The sequence below is a fragment of the Ureibacillus aquaedulcis genome (assembly GCF_030418165.1).
Classification (GTDB): Bacteria; Bacillota; Bacilli; order Bacillales_A; family Planococcaceae; genus Ureibacillus; species Ureibacillus aquaedulcis.
Map to the genome: position 1 here is coordinate 552,759 of NZ_JAUHTQ010000001.1, position 17,988 is coordinate 570,746.

Consider the following 17,988-nt stretch of genomic DNA (forward strand, 5'->3'; position numbering starts at 1 on the left):
ATTATACCTATAATGCATGTTGGAGCCCTTTGTATAGAGCTTTCGGTGCACTAAAAGAAGTCGTCTCAAAAAGAGATGACTTCTTTTTTGTGCCAAATTACACAGCTTAAATAGTGTAGAAAAGTACTATATACACAAATTGTAAAAAGTAGTTAACAATCTCTTTAAATGTGTGGAGGAAAGTGGGGGAATGTGGTACATTATTTACTAAAGTGGGGTGAGTAGCATGTTCATGGGAGAATATCAACATTCCGTTGATGCAAAAGGACGCCTTATTATACCTTCCAAATTTCGTGAAGATTTAGGGAATACTTTTGTCATAACACGCGGACTTGATAACTGTTTATTTGGATATCCTATGGATGAATGGCGAAAACTCGAGGAAAAATTAAAGGAATTACCAATGACAAAAAAAGATGCCCGCGCGTTTGCGAGGTTCTTCTTTTCTGGAGCAACAGAAGTTGAAATAGACAAGCAAGGTAGAATTAATATCCCATCCACTTTAGCTGCGTATGCAAAACTTGAAAAAGAATGCGTAGTTTTAGGTGTATCAAGTAAAATTGAAATTTGGGCTAAGGAATCTTGGGAATCATATTTCAACGAAGCTGAGGATTCTTTTAATGAAATAGCAGAAAATTTGATTGGCTTTGACTTCTAGAAAAGTTGCCGCCAAGAAGGAGTAATGGTTAATGTTCGATCACACAACCGTATTATTAAAAGAAACTGTTGATGGACTGAACATCAATCCGCAGGGAATCTATGTGGATTGTACATTAGGTGGCGCTGGGCATAGCGAATACTTAGTACAGCAATTATCATCAGAAGGTCGACTTATTTGTTTCGACCAAGATACGACAGCAATTGAAAATGCAAAAGTACGTTTAGCAGATTATTTAGATCGAGTGACTTTCGTTCATTCGAATTTCCGTAATGTAAAAGAAGAATTGCAAAAAATTAATATTCAAAAAATTGATGGCATTCTATATGACTTAGGTGTCTCTTCGCCACAATTGGATACACCAGAGCGAGGATTTAGTTATCATCATGATGCACCTTTAGATATGCGTATGGACCAAACAGCACCCCTTTCTGCTTTCCATGTGGTGAATGAATGGGCATACGAAGATTTAGTACGTATTTTTTTCCGTTATGGAGAAGAAAAATTCTCTAAGCAAATTGCACGCAAAATCGAAGAAGCAAGAAAAAATGCACCAATTGAAACGACTGGGCAACTGGTCGAACTAATTAAAGAAGGAATCCCTGCGCCGGCTCGCAGAAAAGGCGGGCATCCAGCGAAAAGAGTATTTCAAGCAATTCGTATTGCAGTAAATGATGAATTGGGTGCTGCAGAAGATTCATTAGTGGATGCACTTAAGTTGTTAAAAGTGGGCGGAAGAATTAGCGTTATTACATTCCATTCGTTAGAGGACCGTTTGACAAAATCTATTTTTAAAGAGGCTTCATCACTTCCAGAATTGCCGCCAGGGTTACCGGTAGTTCCTGATGAGTACAAGCCTACACTAAAATTAGTTACAAGAAAGCCGATTGTACCAACAGATGAGGAACTTGAAAAAAATAATCGTTCACGATCAGCAAAACTTAGAATTGCCGAGAAAATAAACGAGAAAGGATGACGATAAAATGGCGGTACGAGCTAGGCAAAATTCCTATATTAGCCAACCTGTAAATCCCGAACAACAACAAGTTAAACAACAAAGTAGCAAAAGAAAGAAATCGATAATTACAGCAAAAGAGAAAATGCTCTATATAGCTTTTGTAGTCATGGTTGCAGTTCTAGCAGTTACTATACTACATAAACAAAGTTCAATTCAGCAAACAACCATGGATATACAACAGATCGAATCAGAGATTACAGAAATCGAAAAACAAAATGTGAATTTAAAAGTTCAAGTAAGTGAGCTATCAACCTATGAAAGAATCTGGGAGAAAGCAAAAGAACTCGGTTTAACACTTAATGAGAAAAATGTGAAGGTAGTGCCGGGAGAATGAAAAAAAAGAGATTTCGATTCCAATGGGGAGCCTTTCTAATGTTAGTTATTTATGGAGGGCTCTTTTTTGCATTATTTATCCGCATTTTTTACATTCAGTCTACTGGTGAAGTAAAGGGACAGCAATTAGAAGCTAAAGCAGCAGCACTTTATGGGAAAGAAGCTGTCCTAAGCGCCGAACGCGGTAAAATCTTGGACCGCAATGGCGGGGTAATTGCGGAGGATACATTAAGTTATCGGCTGGTTGCCGTTGTAAACCCTGAAGCAACTACGGATTCTGATAAACCAAGACATGTAGTAGATCCTGAAAAAACGGCTAAAGTGTTGGCAAAATATATACCGATGGAAGAGTCAGAGATTCATAAAATCTTAACCAAAAAACTCAGTGACGGCAGAACACCCTACCAGGTTGAATTTGGCGTTGCCGGTCGCAGTATAAGCCATGAGGTAATGACCGCCATTAAAAATGAAAAACTTGAGGGGATTACCTTTGTAAGCGACTCAAAACGGTACTATCCAAATGGTCCCTTTGCATCGCATTTAATCGGCTTTGCACTAAAGGAAGAACAAGAGGATGGCAGTTTTAAAACAGTTGGGAAAATGGGATTGGAATATACGTACAATAAAGAGTTGACAGGTAAGGATGGCTCAATGCAATACGAGAGTGATATATTTGGATACTTGCTTCCCAATAGCGAAAAAATGGTAACACCTGCAGAGAACGGGGATAATATCTATCTGACTCTGGATAAAACGATTCAAAACTTCTTGGAAGAGTCAATGACGAATGTTTATAAAGAATACGATCCGGAATCGATGGTAGCAGTAGTTGCGGACGCAAAAACAGGCGAAATTTTAGCAATGTCCCAGCGCCCAACCTTTGATCCGGATACAAGGGAAGGGCTTGATTCATGGAATAACAATATCATTGAGTCGGTAATTGAACCCGGATCTACCATGAAAACTTTTACTCTAGCAACAGCGATAGAAACAGATAATTGGCATCCAAATGCTATTTATCAGTCAGGTTCTTATACCTTGATGGACAGGACTATTCGAGACCATAATTTGAATGGGTGGGGGCCGATTACGTATTTAGAAGGATTCCAACGTTCATCGAACACCGCTATGGCAAATATGCTAGAATATATCGGCAATGATACTTTGATTGATTACTTTAAAAAATTTGGATTTGGAGAAAAGACGGGTATTGATTTACCTGGTGAAGCATCAGGTACCTTACTAACAAAATGGCCGATTAACTATGTCACAACGTCCTATGGACAAGGATCTACAGTAACACCCATTCAGCTTGTTCAAGCAATGACGGCAATTGCGAATGATGGTGAAATGATGCAGCCATTTGTGATTGATAAAATCGTAGATTCCTCCACAGGTGAAGTGATTAAGGACGAGAAACCAACTGTCAAAGGAAAGCCCGTATCGAAAGAGACAGCAAAGCAAGTACGTGAAATTTTAGCTTCTACCGTTACTTCGGAAGCTGGAACTGCTAAGGGTTTTGCCATTGAGGGCTATGAAGTAGCCGGGAAAACCGGTACAGCATATATTCCAAGATCAGATGGGTCCGGCAGATACTTGACTGGTAATAAGAATAATTATTTATATTCATTTCTAGGAATGGCTCCTGCGGATGATCCACAATTAATTGTCTATGTTGCCGTAAAACAACCTAAACTAGAAGTGACGGAAGTCGGCTCTCAACCTGTCTCGGAAGTGTTTACTTCTGTCATGCAAAATAGCCTGAAGTATTTAAACATCAATCCTGAAGATGTTGCAGAAGCAGAAAAAACAACGATGAAGGATTATGTTGGTGAAAATGCTGAAAACGTTCAAACGGAGTTAATGAACCAAGGTGTTACACCAGTAGTGATTGGAGATGGCGGCAAGATTATTGCTCAATATCCCGAAAAAGACCTATCAATGACCAAGGGAAGTATTGTCTTTTTGAAAACGGAAGGGTCAATTACTTTGCCTTCATTCGAAAATTGGTCCCTAAGAAATCTATTGGCTTATAAAATGATGTCTGGGCTGACGATCGAAATAGTAGGAGAAGGATATGTTGAAAGTCAAAGTGTATCCGCTAATACAATAATTGAAAAAGGTTCCCCGATTGTTGTGCAATTAAGGACACCGGAAGAGATTTATTCTTCACCGCCTGTTGAAGAAACTCCTGCTGAAGGAGAAGAGTTACCGCAAGATTAACTTTATTTTGCAAAATTACGATAGATTTTTGCGAAGTAAAGTTGGGCGATTTTGGCTAAATCATCCGAATAGAAATTGCTTTTAATTCATACTTTGTTAAAAACGAGGTGTGAATAGTAGATGAAGTGGATTTCTACCATTTCAAAAAATCGCTTAAAGTTAATTGTTTATGGGTTTATTCTTTTTGGTATCGCTGTTGTTATCCGGTTATTTTATGTACAAGTCATTCAGCATGATGAGCTGACAAAACTGGCGAAAGAAAACTGGGATCGGGAGATTCCTTTTGCTTCAGAAAGAGGGGAAATCCTGGACCGTAATGGGGAAGTCATTGTTACAAATAAATTAGCCCCAACTCTTTATTTTATGCCTGCACAGAACGATAATATTGAAGAAGCGGCAAAGCAAATTGCTTCAGTATTAGGTCTTGATGCACAAAAGTTGTATGAGAAAATGAACACACGAGAATATTTAGTTAAACTTGAAAAAAATATTACGTACGAACAAGCAGTTAAAATTCAAAGTCTCAAAATAGGCGGGCTATATAGCGGTGCCGATTATATCAGACATTATCCTTATGGAGACTTATTATCACGATTTATAGGATTTACCGGCTACGACACACAAGGGCTTGCAGGTATTGAATATCAATATGATAAAGTATTAACTTCCAAGCAAGCAGCAATTCGACTCTATACCGATGCACAAGGGAATTCCTTGCCTCATGTGGATGATGAATGGCGTGAGGGAGATCAAGGTGCAACTGTAGAGTTAACGATTGATTTGGAAGTCCAAAAGGTTGTCGAAAGAGAATTATCGCAAGCCATGGAAAAATATGATGCGGATCAAGCATTAGCAATCGCCATGAATGTTAATACTGGTGAAATATTAGGATTATCTTCTTATCCTACATATGATCCCGCTAATTTTACTGATGTAGATCAATCAATCTATAACCGAAATTTGCCCGTTTGGATGACCTATGAGCCTGGGTCTACATTCAAAATTATTACATTAAGTGCAGCACTTGAAGAAAAAGTTGTAGATTTAGATAAAGATACATTTTTTGACAAGGGATATACTATGGTGGAAGATACCCGCTTACGTTGTTGGAAGCGGGAGGGGCATGGTCAAGAAACGTTTTTGCAAGTCGTAGAAAATTCCTGTAATCCAGGCTTTATTGAGCTTGGGCAGCGAGTTGGTTCTGAGAAGCTTTTACAATATATAAAAGATTTTGGCTTTGGTAAACCTACTGGCTCCAATATTCCAGGGGAAGCATCGGGAATTCTTTTTTCTGAAGAAAACTTTGGTCCCGTCGAACACGCTACAACCTCCTTTGGTCAAGGGATTGCTGTTACTCCAATCCAACAGGTTCAAGCAGTAGCTGCTGCCGTAAATGGCGGCAAGTTATATACGCCTTATGTGGTATCAAGAGTCGTCGATCCCGAAACCGGCAAGACAATTTCTGAAACGAAGCCGGAAATGAAGAGTACGGTAATAAGTGAAGAAACATCAGCAGAAGTTCGGAGAGCCTTGGAATCGGTTGTTGCCAATGGTTCTGGTAGACAAGCTTTTCGGGATGGTCTTCGAATCGGGGGTAAAACAGGAACGGCACAAAAAGCAGTGGATGGCCGCTATAAAGATGGTGAGTATATCGTATCATTTATAGGATTTGCTCCAGCAGATAACCCGGAAGTCGTAGTTTATGTGGCGATCGATAATCCAAAAAGCGCTACTGTTTTTGGTAGTACGATTGCTGCGCCAATCGTTGGACAAATTATTGAGGATATTGCACCTACAGTCGGAATTGAAGTAAATCGTGAAGGCCAGATGGAAAAGCAATATCGTTGGGGAGATCCAATAACTGACCGAGTACCTAATTTGGTTGGCTATTCCGTAGATGAATTGGCGAAATTGCAGTATCCATTTAAAATGGAGCTGCACGGAGAAGGGACAATTATAAAAGCACAATTGCCTGAACCGGACAATATACTTGAACAAGATGGCACAATACATCTTTATCTAGATGAAAAAAATTAATTATTAACTTCTTAGTTTAAATGCTGAACATAGATTTTAGAGTAGTACTAAAGAAGAATGAACAGAAATTAGAGGAGATCTAACATGACAATCACAACAACAATAACCATTCTAGCAATTTCATTTATCGTTTCTGTGGTTTTAGCACCGATATTCATCCCGATACTTCGTCGATTGAAGTTTGGACAGAGTATTCGGGAAGAAGGTCCACAATCACATATGAAAAAAGCTGGAACTCCAACGATGGGGGGCATAATTTTTTTAATTTCGATAATTGCTACAACGGTAATTGTTGGAAATATGTCTGACATATTTACGACGCAAACTGTCGTGATCATACTAGTCTTAGCTGGATTTGGTTTGATTGGATTTTTAGATGACGGCATTAAAGTAATTTTGAAACGAAATTTAGGATTAACATCCCTGCAAAAGTTAATTGGTCAAATTATCATCTCCATCGCAGCATTTCTATTATTGCGACTTGGTTCTTTCGATACGTCAATTAGTGTACCATTCACCGATTGGTCGGTTGATTTAGGAATATTATATGTCGGATTTTTAATTTTCTGGTTGGTCGGCTTCTCAAATGCGGTTAATTTGACGGATGGACTGGATGGGCTTGTTGCTGGGACAGCATCAATTGCGTTTACAGCATTCGGAGTAATCGCATTATTTAATGAACAAGCCGATGTAGCATTATTTACATTTGCAGTAACGGGTGCACTTTTAGGGTTTTTGATTTTCAATGCAAATCCTGCAAAGGTGTTTATGGGTGATACGGGATCCCTTGCTTTAGGTGGATCCCTTGCACTTGTATCCGTTCTTGTAAAAGCCGAGTTGCTTCTATTATTAGTAGGATTAGTTTTTGTTATCGAAACATTATCGGTTATCCTGCAGGTAGCGAGTTTTAAATTACGGGGGAAACGCATTTTTAAAATGAGTCCAATCCATCACCATTTTGAATTGTCTGGTTGGTCTGAGCGTAAAGTTGTAAGCGTCTTTTGGTCAACAGCAGTAGTTGTGGCATTAATCGCAGTAGTATCGGAGGCATTCCTATGATTAAATATACAAAATTACAACATAAAAAAGTCTTGGTTCTAGGTTTAGCAAAAAGTGGTGTAGCAGCAGCAGAGCTGCTCCATCAGTTGGGTGCTTTCGTTACAGTGAATGATTCAAAGCCATTTGATGAGAATCCACAGGCACAAAGCTTACTGGAAAAAGGAATTACAGTTATTTGTGGACGACATCCCGAAGATTTACTCGATGAAGGATTCGAGTTGCTGGTTAAAAACCCCGGTATCCCATATACAAATCCTATCGTTGATGATGCGGTAAAACGAGGCATACAGGTGATTACAGAAGTGGAGCTTGCCTATTTAGTTAGTGAGGCGCCAATTATCGGGATTACAGGAACAAATGGCAAGACCACGACGACTACTTTACTATTTGAGATGTTGAATAGTGGAGGGAAAAATCCATTAATTGCCGGGAATATTGGGACCGTTGCCTGTGGGGTTGCTGCCGGTGCAACTAAAGAAAATGTCATTGTTACAGAATTATCCTCATTCCAATTGATGGGGACAATTGATTTCAAACCAAGAATCGCCATTTTAACAAACCTTTATGATGCCCATTTAGATTATCATGGTACATTTGAGGATTACGCAGAGGCTAAATTCAACATTACAAAAAATCAAGATGAAACAGATTGGTTCATTTATAATGCCGACCAGGAAATAGTGAAGCAATATGCTGCTAAATCCAAGGCCATAAAAATCCCATTTAGTTCAAGCGGGCGTTCCAATGAGGGAATCAGTGCAGATGAGACAACGATTTATTGGCAGGGTGAAGCCTATTTAGAAAGATTAAATATTGCCTTACCAGGGAAACATAACTTAGAAAATATTTTGGCTGCACTTGCTGCATGTATTTTGTATGGTTGTGAAAAGGAAGCATTGGAGGAAGTATTAAAAACATTTACGGGAGTCCGCCATCGTACACAATTTGTCCGTGAGTGGAACGGACGAAAAATTTATAATGACTCCAAAGCAACAAATACCCTGGCGACAAAAGTTGCTCTAGAAGCTTTTACACAGCCAACAGTTCTACTGGCTGGTGGGTTGGATCGCGGTCACTCCTTTGAAGAGCTTCGCTCATCTATGAGAAATGTTAAAAGTGTAGTTGCCTTCGGACAGACTGCAGAGAGATTTATTGAATTTGCGCAAAGCTGTGGAGTAGGGGAAACGGTATTGGCAGAGAATGTGGAAGATGCCGTGGCTAAAGCAGCTCCTATTTCCAAAAGCGGGGATGTTATCTTATTATCTCCTGCTTGTGCAAGCTGGGATCAGTACAAAAGCTTTGAAATTCGAGGGGACTTATTCATTGATGCCGTCATGAAGCTTGAATAAATTTATGGCTTATTTTAGTAAAATGACCATATTCTTGTGCTTAGGGTAAGACCTCTAAGCACGGTACTTTTTTGAGTATTTAATAAGAAAGGATGCCTTAGCTGAAGTTTACGTATAAGAGGCTCTTTATATTTTCTGCAATCGCGCTGTCATTATTTGGAGTCATTTTCATTTATTCTGCCGGTACATATTGGAGTTCAATTCACTATGCGGATGAACTGCCTTTCTATATAAAGCAAACTATATACTTAATTTTAGCTATCGTCGTATTTTTGATTGTTACAAACATGCCGCTTTTTACACAGGAAAAGACCTGGGTAGCACTTTATGTATTCTCGATCTTGTTATTGATCCTAGTATTGATTCCGGGTATCGGTCTTGAACGAAATGGTTCACAGAGCTGGATTGGGCTCGGTCCCTTAACGATTCAACCAGCGGAGCTCGTTAAAATTACAACTTTAATGTATTTGAGTTTTTTGCTTAGCAAAGTAAGAAATGATGAACGTGTTGTTCAAATCAAGCATTTTTTGATTATTATCATTCCGTGTGGGCTAATCATGCTGCAGCCTGATTTTGGGTCCGTGTTTATCTTGGTGGTAGCGGCATTTATTTTACTCTTTATTGCGAAATATCCCATCAAATTATATGTGGGTTTTATCGTACTTGGAATAGTAGGCTTGGTTGCTTTAATAGCCTCGGCTCCATATCGATTGAAACGGATTGAAGCTTTTATCAATCCCTGGGCGGATCCGTTAGTAAGCGGATTCCAGGCTGTGCAATCTTTGCTGGCTATCGGACCTGCAGGGTTGCTCGGACATGGTTTCCAAGAAAGCCGCCAAAAGTTTCTATATTTACCGGAGCCGCAGAATGACTTCATCTTCTCTATCATTTTAGAGGAAATTGGATTTCTCGGTGGCTGTGTTGTGTTGGCTCTCTTTGCTGTTTTTATTTATTCCGGCTGTGGACTGGCTATTCAATCACTGAAAAGTTCCGATTTTTATGCTATTTCCGCATTAGTTGGGATGGTTGGATTCCAAGCTGCCTTGAATATTGGCGTTGTTATTGGCTTGATTCCCGTAACTGGAGTAACTTTGCCATTTATTAGTTATGGCGGTACGTCACTCATGATTATATGGTTTGTTGTAGCCATTATAATAAGCTTTGCCAATCATACTGACACTACGTAATTCCTTTAGTCCAAGGATGGTATCAAAGAAATGAATAATAATGGAGGAAAGGAGGAGTAAAAATATGGATAAAATAATCGATATTGAAGAACGGATCCCAACCCTTAGAGAAAAAAGAAGAAAAAGAACAAATTTTAAATTTATCTTCCTAATCATATTATTCTTGGTAACACTATTTTTACTCCTTTACTTTCAATCTCCATATAGCGAAATCAAAAAAGTCGAAGTGATTGGCGCCGAGTTGGTAGATGCGGATTTTTATAGAGAACAATCCACTTTACAAACGGGAGATTCGATGTGGGGATTTAAAGTAACAGATGTAAAGGACCAATTAAGTAAAGAACACTGGGTAAAAGATGTTACAGTAAAAAGAAAGTGGTTAACAACCGTCAGAATTGAAGTGAAAGAATGGCAAAAGGTAGCGTACATTTCTCTTGAAAATGAGCTATACCCTATGCTGGAAAATGGGGACGTTTTTAAAGAAGCCAGCAGCATAGAGCCGATTGACGCCCCGTTATTTCTGGAGTTCAAAGATGAAAAGTTGAGAAAAAGATTATTGGAAGAACTTGCAAAGCTGGATTCAACGGTTTTATCATTAATATCGCAAATTAATTCGACTCCTACCAGTGCCGACCCTTTTGCCGTTACATTGTTTATGAATGATGGATATGAGGTGCGAGCCGAGGTTACTACATTAGCTGAGAAGTTAAATTATTATCCTTCTATTGTAGCTCAGATTGAAAGTGCCGGTTCGAGTGAAAAAGGGATAATTGATATCGAGGTTGGTTCTTATTACAAATCCTTTAAAGACGAGTATGCAGAATTTGATTTAAATACGGATGAATTAGAAGAAGCGGTGACCGAAGAACAGGAAGTGATGGATGATGAAGAAACCACTTCAAACTAAAAAAAACAGCAAATTTACAAGAAAGCAGCTCATCATACTAATTGTATGCATCGCAACGGGGATTATTATTGGCTACTCATATAAATTAACAAAAAATCATGAGAAAATTAATAATTCCTATGTTGAACAAGAAGAATCTTATCGTGAGGATTTAATCGAACAACAGGAAAGAAACAAGGAATTAGCGGAAGAATTAAAAGACCTGCAAGATCAGCTTAGAGATTACGAAAGATCCTTTGCTAAAGATGAAGATGAATATGAGCATTTACTTGAGGAAGCGGAGAACTTGCGATTGATGCTTGGAACAATTCCAGCGCAAGGGCCAGGAATCCAGGTTACTTTAAAAGACAATGAGTATAATCCGAATTCCACAAATCCGAATGAATACATTGTGCATGAAAGCCATGTTTTCTCTGTAATCAATGAGTTGAAGATTTCAGGGGCTGAAAGCATCTCAATCAATGGACAAAGGTTAAAATCGAATTCATATATCAGATGTAATGGTCCTGTAATTACAATTGACGGGAAACAATACCCGGCGCCATTCGTGATAGAAGCAGTTGGAGATTCGAAAACACTTGTATCATCCTTAAAAATTGTCGGAGGAGTATTTGACCAATTACTAAATGATAATATTGTTGTAACGATCGAGGAAAAAGATCTTATTAAAATGACTTCAATAAGTGATGAGACATAGCTTTATTCGAGGACAAGCCTACAGCGTTTAGGAGGGGAACCAATGAAGAAAAGAATAGTTACCCAAATAACGGTTATCTCATTTATTGTAGGTCTTATGATTGCTGTTCAATATAATACAGTACAAAATCCTACAGCACGGGACACACGAGATATTTGGGCTATTAGGCAGGAATTATCCGAAGAAAAAGAACATCACTCGAAGTTGTTATCGGAAATAGCTACCTATAATAACTCTATCGAACAATATGAAGACGAAGATGCTGAAAATCAAGCTATTCTACTTAATAAGACGGTGGATGATCTTAAACGTGAATTTGGCTTATTGCCTGTAAATGGACCGGGATTGGTACTTAACATTTCTCCAGCCATGGAATTAGTGCAGTTTGGTTATGAAATTGAACCCATTTCGCCTGATTTATTAATTCGATTGGTAAATGAAATTTACCGCTATGATGGCCTTTTTATTGAGATAGATGGGCAGCGCCTTACAAATCGGTCAGCTATTCGAGATATCAATGGTGTAACAACCGTCAATGGCGTCTCCATTGATGAGACGAATATTACGATAAAGATTATAACTGAAACCTTCGAAAAAGCTGAAAAGCTATATGGTTACTTATACGCTTCAACTTTCAGGGACGATTTTTACTTGGATAACCTAAACTTAAGCATAAATGAAGCACAAAAAAATATTAACATTAGCGAATTTGACGGACCATTATCAACAGATTACTTAGTTGAAAACAGCGAAGGGGACTAACTATGTGGTTACCATTATTAGGACTGATATTAGGCTTGGGTTTAGGATTATTAACCGATATACAAATCCCTGCCATTTATGAAAATTATTTATCCATAGCAGTTTTGGCAGCTTTGGATACTTTATTTGGCGGGATTCGTGCAAACCTTCAGCAAGTGTATGACGATAAAGTTTTTGTATCGGGGTTTTTCTTTAACATCGCACTTGCAGCTGGACTAGCATTTTTGGGCGTTCATTTAGGTGTTGACCTGTATTTGGCTGCCATTTTCGCCTTTGGTGTCCGACTATTCCAAAATATTGCAGTCATTCGACGAATTTTGATATCAAAATGGGAAGAGAGACATATAAAAAAGGATGAAAATACAGTATAATAGCTGTAAAATTAAATCTTGTATATGATTTTATTTAGACATTACTTTGCAATTACAATAGAATAAAATATAGTAGGAAACGAAGGAGGTGCGGAATGATGAATCACCAGGATATTTATATATCACTTGATATTGGTTCATCTTCTATTAAAGTTTTGATAGGAGAGATTACAGATAACCAATTGCACGTAATTGGTGTTGGTAATGTAAAATCCAACGGTATACGTAAAGGCGCAATCGTTGATATAGATGCTACTGTGCAATCCATTAAAAAAGCAATTGAACAAGCAGAACGCATGACAGGAATTAAAATAAACGAAGTAGTACTTGGTATACCCGCAAATCAAACAACACTTCAGCCAGTAAAAGGAGTAGTAGCTGTAAACAGCGAAAACCGTGAAATTACTGATGAAGATCTAGACAGAGTAATTGAATCCGCACAAGTGATGTCAATTCCGCCTGAAAGAGAGCTTGTCAATATAATCCCTCGTCAGTTCATAGTTGATAATCTAGATGAAATTAAAGATCCGCGAGGTATGATTGGTATTCGCCTAGAAATGGATGCTACAATGATTACAACTTCAAAGACTTTAGTCCATAATGTTTTGCGATGTGTGGAACGAGCTGGTCTGCAAATTAGAGAAATCTATCTACAACCATTGGCTGCTGGATTCTTCGCTTTGACTGAAGACGAGAAGAACCAAGGAACTGCCTTTATCGATCTAGGTGGCGGTTCAACAACAGTGGCGGTTTTTGAAGAAGGTTTACTAACACGAACAGGAGTTATTCCTGTTGGTGGCGAACATATAACAAAAGATTTATCAATTGTACTTAAAACACCAACGGAACAAGCGGAAATTATAAAGAAACAGTTTGGACATGCCTTTTATGAAGATGCTTCGGACGATGAAATTTTTGAAGTGCCAGTGTCGGGAACAGATGCTATGGATCAATACAGCCAAAAGTTTATATCGGAAATTATCGGTGTCCGTCTTGAAGAATTATTCGAACTAGTCTTAGATGAATTAGCTCGTTTAGGAGTTCGCGATTTGCCTGGTGGAGTAGTCCTTACAGGTGGTGTTGCTCAACTGGAGGGTATTGCACAACTTGCTCGCCAAGTTATGCAAACACGTGTAAGAATTTATACTCCTGACTATATAGGAGTTCGTGAATCGACTTATACAACTGCTGTAGGGTTAATACGCTATGCACATTCAGAGGATGATTTCTATGGCAGAGGTCCAGTCCAGGCACCTGCATATGCATCAGTTGGTGCTGGAACACCGCCTCCTAAAAAAACATCCAACACTGTGGAAAAAGAAAGCAACAATACAAACAAAACAAGCGTAATCAATAAAGCTAAGAAACTTTTCGATAAGTTCTTTGAATAATAATTCGAGATTAGTGTGGCAGGAGGAGAAACTATGTTAGAATTTGATACGAATATAGACCAACTGGCTAACATCAAGGTAATTGGTGTCGGCGGTGGCGGTAATAACGCAGTTAATAGAATGATTGAGCATGGTGTACAAGGTGTTGACTTTATCGCTGTAAATACGGATGCACAAGCATTAAATCTATCAAAAGCAGAATATAGATTACAGATTGGCAATAAGCTTACAAGAGGTCTAGGTGCAGGGGCCAACCCGGAAGTAGGAAAGAAAGCAGCAGAAGAAAGCCGCGAACAAATTGAGGAAGTTCTACGTGGGGCGGATATGGTTTTCGTAACAGCTGGTATGGGTGGAGGCACTGGTACTGGTGCTGCTCCAGTTATTGCGTCAATCGCACGTGATTTAGGAGCCCTGACTGTTGGTGTAGTAACACGCCCATTCTCATTTGAGGGCCGTAAACGACAAACTCAGGCAATTGGTGGTATTGCAGCAATGAAAGAAGCTGTCGATACTTTAATCGTTATTCCAAATGATAAATTATTGCAAATTGTTGATAAAAGCACACCAATGCTTGAAGCGTTCCGTGAGGCAGATAATGTACTTCGCCAAGGGGTACAAGGTATTTCAGACTTAATCGCAACACCTGGTTTAATCAACCTTGACTTTGCGGACGTTAAAACAATCATGTCCGACAAAGGCTCTGCGTTAATGGGAATCGGTATTGCGACGGGTGAGAACCGGGCAACTGAAGCAGCGAAAAAAGCGATTTCAAGTCCATTGCTTGAAACTTCAATTGACGGTGCGAAAGGTGTCATCATGAACATTACCGGCGGATCGAATTTAAGCTTATTTGAAGTACAAGAAGCAGCCGATATCGTTGCATCAGCTTCAGATGAAGAAGTAAACATGATCTTCGGTTCGGTAATTAATGAAAACTTAAATGATGAAATTATCGTAACTGTTATCGCAACAGGTTTCTCTGACGATATCCTTACACAGCCACAACGCCAGCAAAGTACTCGTCCAATGGGCACTATGCGTGGTGGACAAGCTCAGGCTCAGCCACAAGCACCGATGCGTGAACGAGTTCAAGAGCAACCGATACAACAAGAACCACAAAGACAGGTTCAACAACAGCAACAACAAGATGATGTATTAGAAATTCCAACATTCTTACGTAACCGCCGTAATCGATAATACGTCCTGGTAAGATAAAATTCGACATAAAAGAAGCCGTCTCATTAAGTTGAGATGGCTTCTTTTTTGAATTACTAGAAGAACTAAAGAGTAGGAGTGTCATAATCCAGGTTTTTAATAAGAAAGATTAAAGATGAAATAGAGGGAAGCTTCACAATCCTGATTCTAACAAGACAGAGCGTAGATTAATGAGGTTAGAAAAGTCACATCCCATGCTCAACCAAGACAAATCAGAGATGATTCAGTATGGACTTGTCACAATCGCCCTCTAAAATTGTAAAGAAGATTAGTATATAGAAAGTTGTTGAATGCAGGATCTGCAGCCTACTATGTAAGCAGCGAAACTTCTCCGGAAGCTTTAGAAGTTGTAATTTTCGTGGGCGGACCTTTACATAAGCACTTAGACAAGTTGCAGAGACACTGCAAGGGGCTTTGCGGCTTGTGTGCTAAGTCCCCCCACCCAAGACAAGCTTAATTAGTATTTTTTTAAGATTACTTTATCAGGTTTCTTGAGGATAGTATGTAGAAAGTTGTTGAATTCGCCTACTATGTAAGCTGCGAAACTTCTCCGGAAGCTCTAGAAGTTGTAATTTTCTTAGGCGGACCTTTACATGGGCACAAAGACAAGTCGCAGAGACACTGCAAGGTGGCTTTGCGGCTTGTGTGCTTAGTACGACCACCCAAATAATACTTTATTAGAATTTAATTAGTAAGAATCACATTAGAATCCCTTTTCTGTTCTCCTTTTACCTCACCTCTATAAAAAATTCTACAAATTGTGTCAAAAAACTTCACTTTATAAAAAATATTGTCAAAAAGAAAATTCATATTTGTACGATGGTTTGACATTTTCTGAACACATAGGGTGTTACTCTATTAACAGGAGGACGCTGAAATGATTGGAGAATTACTCGTACTATACAATACGTTATTTAACTATTTTTTATTAAAATTTACGCAAGAAATAACGGGATTGTATGTGAAAAGGAGTAGGTTGCTACTTAGTGCGTTTTGTAGTGGACTGATTGCCAGCATTTTCTATCAGACATTAATTGGAGCCTTACTTAGTTTCATCGTACTAATTGGACTAGCATTTTCCTTTAGACTCCAGGCGTTGTTAAAGCAAGGCACTGTACTTTTTCTTGCTACCTTCTTTCTGGGTGGCGTGTTAACAAGCTTACTGCCCTTTTTATTAAATCAATCCGAAGTTACATTTTTTATTTTATGTACAGCCATTGCCTTTCTAGTATTAACAGCGATCCATTCGAAATGGAGAGCCATGTCGCTCTCAAAAATCCAACATTCATTTGTCGTAGACTGTGACCTCGAAATATTTAAAAAAACGTACAGTTTGAAGGGCTTTATTGATACGGGAAATGAATGTACCGAACCCATGAGTGGTAAACCGGTCCATTTTCTTTCATATTCCGCAGTGTCGAATTATTTGCCGGATGATTTTCACAAAGCGCTGCTGGAATGGGATGAAAAGAATCCTTATCAACTAAAAATGTTTCCTGCGTATGTTTATCCAAAGGTGAGGGTATTGACGCTATCTACAGTCCAACAGGAACGCTCTACAGTACTTGCCTTCCGATTTGATAAGTTAAAACTAAATGGTGCAACTACGAAGGAAATATTCGAACAGTATATTGTCTTCACCAAACAAGATGCGAGGTACCCACAAGACGCACAAATGATTCTTCACGTTCTGGCACTATAAATTATTATGCTTTTATGTGAGCAGATAGTAGTAAACTCTTTGAAAACTTGCATAGTTTTATTTTGGAAGGTTTAAGGGTCAGCGATGTTTCGGACAAGGGATACTCGAGAAGCATTCATCCCAAGCAAGGGTACTAAATCTCCTTCCTAAGTGATTAGTAAATGAAGAAGTGTAGGAGAGGTAAGGCCACATGAGCTTATTCAGCTACCCAACAGTAGTGGATAGAACGATCCGCTATATGGGACCACTTAATCAAATTTACGCATAAAGGGGGAAAATGATTGTTTAATAAGATAATTGACCTATTCAGAAAAATTTGGAGTAAGTTTCGTCTTAAAGGAACGTACTATATAGGAGGGCACGATTCATTGCCAGTACCATTAACTAGAGAAGAAGAGATGACAGTTATTGAAGCCTTTATGAATGGTGATTTGAGAGCAAGAGATACCCTAATTGAAAGAAATCTTCGTCTTGTTGTCTATATTGCAAGACGATTTGATAATACAGGTACTCCAATAGAAGATTTAATCAGCATTGGATCCATTGGTTTAATTAAAGCAATTGAAACATTCAATACTGAAAAAAATATCAAGTTGGCGACATATGCTTCTAGATGTATTGAAAATGAAATTTTGATGCATTTGAGAAAGACAAGCCGTATGAAAGGTGAGGTTTCATTAGACGAGCCTTTAAATTCCGATCCAGACGGAAATGAACTACTCCTTTCTGATATTCTGGGAACGGAAGAACAAATCATTATGAATGATGTCGAGAAAAAGATTGAACGACAGCATATGTTCCAAGCAATTAACGGTTTAAGTGAACGTGAGCGTTATATTATGGAATGCCGTTTTGGGCTAAATGGCAAGCAAGAAATGACACAAAAAGAAGTGGCAGACCATTTAGGGATATCCCAGTCCTATATTTCACGCTTGGAAAAGAAAATTATTTTAGATTTGCGGGAACATTTAAATCAACCAATTTCTTAAAATGTAAAATTCATAATCACTTGAGGCGGAGCTAAGGAGCAGCTCCGCTTTTTGATGTCCAGCTGCAAACGCCAGCTCCTCGACAACTTC

16 protein-coding genes are annotated in these 17,988 nt (G+C 38.7%); all 16 read left to right on the forward strand.

Annotated elements, in window-relative coordinates; genetic code table 11:
- The first annotated feature begins 226 nt into the window (after positions 1 to 226).
- The 16 genes from mraZ to sigE all read left to right on the forward strand — a co-directional run bounded on the left by mraZ (position 227) and on the right by sigE (position 17,898).
- A complete protein-coding gene (mraZ, locus tag QYB95_RS02575) occupies positions 227 to 658 on the forward strand; it encodes a division/cell wall cluster transcriptional repressor MraZ (protein WP_301136505.1) in 432 nt (143 codons plus the stop codon).
- A gap of 31 nt (positions 659 to 689) precedes the next feature.
- Complete coding sequence (rsmH, locus tag QYB95_RS02580) at positions 690 to 1,634, forward strand: 16S rRNA (cytosine(1402)-N(4))-methyltransferase RsmH (RefSeq protein ID WP_301136506.1); 945 nt, start codon at positions 690 to 692, stop codon at positions 1,632 to 1,634.
- A gap of 7 nt (positions 1,635 to 1,641) precedes the next feature.
- Positions 1,642 to 2,010: a cell division protein FtsL gene (ftsL, locus tag QYB95_RS02585; RefSeq protein WP_301136507.1), complete on the forward strand. Its 369-nt coding sequence runs from the start codon at positions 1,642 to 1,644 to the stop codon at positions 2,008 to 2,010.
- A complete protein-coding gene (locus tag QYB95_RS02590) occupies positions 2,007 to 4,232 on the forward strand; it encodes a penicillin-binding protein (RefSeq protein ID WP_486684536.1) in 2,226 nt (741 codons plus the stop codon). The genes ftsL and QYB95_RS02590 overlap by 4 nt, the downstream gene beginning before the upstream one ends.
- A 120-nt stretch (positions 4,233 to 4,352) precedes the next feature.
- Positions 4,353 to 6,269, forward strand: coding sequence for a penicillin-binding transpeptidase domain-containing protein (locus QYB95_RS02595; protein ID WP_301136509.1), 1,917 nt, complete (start codon positions 4,353 to 4,355; stop codon positions 6,267 to 6,269).
- A gap of 84 nt (positions 6,270 to 6,353) precedes the next feature.
- Positions 6,354 to 7,328: a phospho-N-acetylmuramoyl-pentapeptide-transferase gene (gene mraY, locus QYB95_RS02600; RefSeq protein ID WP_301136510.1), complete on the forward strand. Its 975-nt coding sequence runs from the start codon at positions 6,354 to 6,356 to the stop codon at positions 7,326 to 7,328.
- A complete protein-coding gene (gene murD / locus QYB95_RS02605; protein WP_301136511.1) occupies positions 7,325 to 8,677 on the forward strand; it encodes a UDP-N-acetylmuramoyl-L-alanine--D-glutamate ligase in 1,353 nt (450 codons plus the stop codon). The genes mraY and murD overlap by 4 nt, the downstream gene beginning before the upstream one ends.
- Positions 8,678 to 8,778: 101 nt before the next feature.
- The gene (locus QYB95_RS02610) at positions 8,779 to 9,864 is read left to right on the forward strand and encodes an FtsW/RodA/SpoVE family cell cycle protein (protein WP_301136542.1); all 1,086 of its coding nucleotides are present in this window, start codon (positions 8,779 to 8,781) and stop codon (positions 9,862 to 9,864) included.
- Between the two features lie 64 nt (positions 9,865 to 9,928).
- Positions 9,929 to 10,771, forward strand: coding sequence for a cell division protein FtsQ/DivIB (locus QYB95_RS02615; protein ID WP_301136512.1), 843 nt, complete (start codon positions 9,929 to 9,931; stop codon positions 10,769 to 10,771).
- Positions 10,749 to 11,468: a DUF881 domain-containing protein gene (locus QYB95_RS02620; protein WP_301136543.1), complete on the forward strand. Its 720-nt coding sequence runs from the start codon at positions 10,749 to 10,751 to the stop codon at positions 11,466 to 11,468. The genes QYB95_RS02615 and QYB95_RS02620 overlap by 23 nt, the downstream gene beginning before the upstream one ends.
- A gap of 42 nt (positions 11,469 to 11,510) precedes the next feature.
- On the forward strand, positions 11,511 to 12,230 hold the full coding sequence (locus QYB95_RS02625; protein ID WP_301136513.1) for a DUF881 domain-containing protein: 720 nt from the start codon (positions 11,511 to 11,513) through the stop codon (positions 12,228 to 12,230).
- Between the two features lie 2 nt (positions 12,231 to 12,232).
- The gene (locus QYB95_RS02630; protein ID WP_301136514.1) at positions 12,233 to 12,601 is read left to right on the forward strand and encodes a small basic family protein; all 369 of its coding nucleotides are present in this window, start codon (positions 12,233 to 12,235) and stop codon (positions 12,599 to 12,601) included.
- 98 nt (positions 12,602 to 12,699) lie between these two features.
- Positions 12,700 to 13,992 (forward strand): cell division protein FtsA, encoded by a 1,293-nt coding sequence (gene ftsA, locus QYB95_RS02635; RefSeq protein ID WP_301136544.1) that lies wholly within the window; start codon positions 12,700 to 12,702, stop codon positions 13,990 to 13,992.
- A 33-nt stretch (positions 13,993 to 14,025) separates the two neighbouring features.
- On the forward strand, positions 14,026 to 15,189 hold the full coding sequence (gene ftsZ, locus QYB95_RS02640; RefSeq protein ID WP_301136515.1) for a cell division protein FtsZ: 1,164 nt from the start codon (positions 14,026 to 14,028) through the stop codon (positions 15,187 to 15,189).
- 895 nt (positions 15,190 to 16,084) lie between these two features.
- Positions 16,085 to 16,909, forward strand: a complete 825-nt coding sequence (locus QYB95_RS02645) for a sigma-E processing peptidase SpoIIGA (protein ID WP_301136516.1) — start codon at positions 16,085 to 16,087, stop codon at positions 16,907 to 16,909.
- Positions 16,910 to 17,190: 281 nt separating this feature from the next.
- Complete coding sequence (gene sigE, locus QYB95_RS02650; RefSeq protein ID WP_036202769.1) at positions 17,191 to 17,898, forward strand: RNA polymerase sporulation sigma factor SigE; 708 nt, start codon at positions 17,191 to 17,193, stop codon at positions 17,896 to 17,898.
- Positions 17,899 to 17,988 lie beyond the last annotated feature (90 nt).

Coding starts and splice junctions, on each gene's coding strand:
- murD (WP_301136511.1), top strand. CDS start 7,325: ATGATTAAATATACAAAATTACAACATAAAAAAGTCTTGGTTCTAGGT.
- QYB95_RS02620 (WP_301136543.1), top strand. CDS start 10,749: ATGAAGAAACCACTTCAAACTAAAAAAAACAGCAAATTTACAAGAAAG.
- QYB95_RS02630 (WP_301136514.1), top strand. CDS start 12,233: ATGTGGTTACCATTATTAGGACTGATATTAGGCTTGGGTTTAGGATTA.
- ftsA (WP_301136544.1), top strand. CDS start 12,700: ATGAATCACCAGGATATTTATATATCACTTGATATTGGTTCATCTTCT.
- rsmH (WP_301136506.1), top strand. CDS start 690: ATGTTCGATCACACAACCGTATTATTAAAAGAAACTGTTGATGGACTG.
- QYB95_RS02595 (WP_301136509.1), top strand. CDS start 4,353: ATGAAGTGGATTTCTACCATTTCAAAAAATCGCTTAAAGTTAATTGTT.
- QYB95_RS02615 (WP_301136512.1), top strand. CDS start 9,929: ATGGATAAAATAATCGATATTGAAGAACGGATCCCAACCCTTAGAGAA.
- ftsL (WP_301136507.1), top strand. CDS start 1,642: ATGGCGGTACGAGCTAGGCAAAATTCCTATATTAGCCAACCTGTAAAT.
- QYB95_RS02645 (WP_301136516.1), top strand. CDS start 16,085: ATGATTGGAGAATTACTCGTACTATACAATACGTTATTTAACTATTTT.
- mraZ (WP_301136505.1), top strand. CDS start 227: ATGTTCATGGGAGAATATCAACATTCCGTTGATGCAAAAGGACGCCTT.
- mraY (WP_301136510.1), top strand. CDS start 6,354: ATGACAATCACAACAACAATAACCATTCTAGCAATTTCATTTATCGTT.
- ftsZ (WP_301136515.1), top strand. CDS start 14,026: ATGTTAGAATTTGATACGAATATAGACCAACTGGCTAACATCAAGGTA.
- QYB95_RS02625 (WP_301136513.1), top strand. CDS start 11,511: ATGAAGAAAAGAATAGTTACCCAAATAACGGTTATCTCATTTATTGTA.
- QYB95_RS02590 (WP_486684536.1), top strand. CDS start 2,007: ATGAAAAAAAAGAGATTTCGATTCCAATGGGGAGCCTTTCTAATGTTA.